The organism is Aquimarina algiphila, assembly GCF_007489275.1.
GTDB classification, from domain to species: Bacteria; Bacteroidota; Bacteroidia; order Flavobacteriales; family Flavobacteriaceae; genus Aquimarina; species Aquimarina algiphila.
This window is the reverse complement of the sequence record NZ_VLNR01000192.1, coordinates 1-1,128: the sequence shown is the minus strand read 5'-3', so window position 1 is coordinate 1,128 and position 1,128 is coordinate 1. Positions and strand designations below refer to the sequence as shown.

At 51.0% G+C, this 1,128-nt stretch carries 1 protein-coding gene; it reads right to left on the bottom strand.

What is annotated here, in order from left to right; all coding sequences use genetic code 11:
• The coding region (locus tag FOF46_RS31045; protein WP_208746852.1) for an Ig-like domain-containing protein at positions 1–1,128 on the bottom strand (1,128 nt) is incomplete at both ends.

Here is a 1,128-nt window from a genome sequence, read left to right as displayed (position 1 = left end):
TCGTCACCGTACCTGCTGCTACTCCGGTAATCAGTCCAGTGCTTGAATTAATCGTTGCTATGCTAATATCGGCTGAACTCCAGCTTCCGCCTGCCTCTGTTGAGCTAAAAGTCGTCGTACCGGCAATACATGCTTCGGTAGTTCCAGATAGGGTTCCAGCTGTAGGTGGTGCTGTAATAGTTACATCTCTAGTCGCAGTAGCATCAGGGCATCCTCCTGTGCCACTTACTGTATAAGTCATGGTCACAGTACCCGCTGCTACTCCCGTAATCAGTCCAGTGCTTGCGTTGATGGTAGCGATTGCTGTGTTAGCTGAACTCCAGCTTCCTCCAGCCTCTGTTGAGCTAAAAGTAGTTGTACCAGCAATACAGGCTTCCTGAGTTCCCGATAGTGTTCCAGCAACTGGTGGTGCGGTAATGGTTACATCTCTAGTCGCAGTAGCATCAGGGCATCCTCCTGTGCCACTAACCGTATAGGTCATGGTCACTGTACCCGCTGCTACTCCGGTGATCAGTCCGGTGCTTGCGTTGATCGTTGCGATTGATGTGTTGGCTGAACTCCAGCTTCCTCCTGCTTCTGTTGAACTAAAGGTTGTCGTACCGGCAATACAGGCTTCCTGAGTTCCCGATAGTGTTCCCGCTGTGGGTGGTGCTGTAATGGTCACATCCCTTGTCGCTGTAGCATCAGGACATCCGCCTGTACCACTTATCGTATAGGTCATGGTCACCGTACCGGCTGCTACTCCGGTAATCAGTCCAGTGCTTGAATTAATCGTTGCAATAGTAATATCGGCTGAACTCCAGCTTCCTCCAGCCTCTGTAGAGCTAAAGGTAGTCGTACCGGCGATACATGCTTCCTGAGTTCCGGATAGAGTTCCAGCAACTGGTGGTGCGGTAATAGTTACATCTCTAGTCGCAGTAGCATCAGGACATCCGCCTGTACCACTTACCGTATAGGTCATCGTCACCGTACCTGCTGCTACTCCGGTAATCAGTCCAGTGCTTGCGTTGATGGTAGCGATTGCTGTGTTAGCTGAACTCCAGCTTCCTCCAGCCTCTGTTGAGCTAAAAGTAGTTGTACCGGCGATACATGCTTCTGTTGTTCCGGATAGGGTTCCAGCAACTGGTG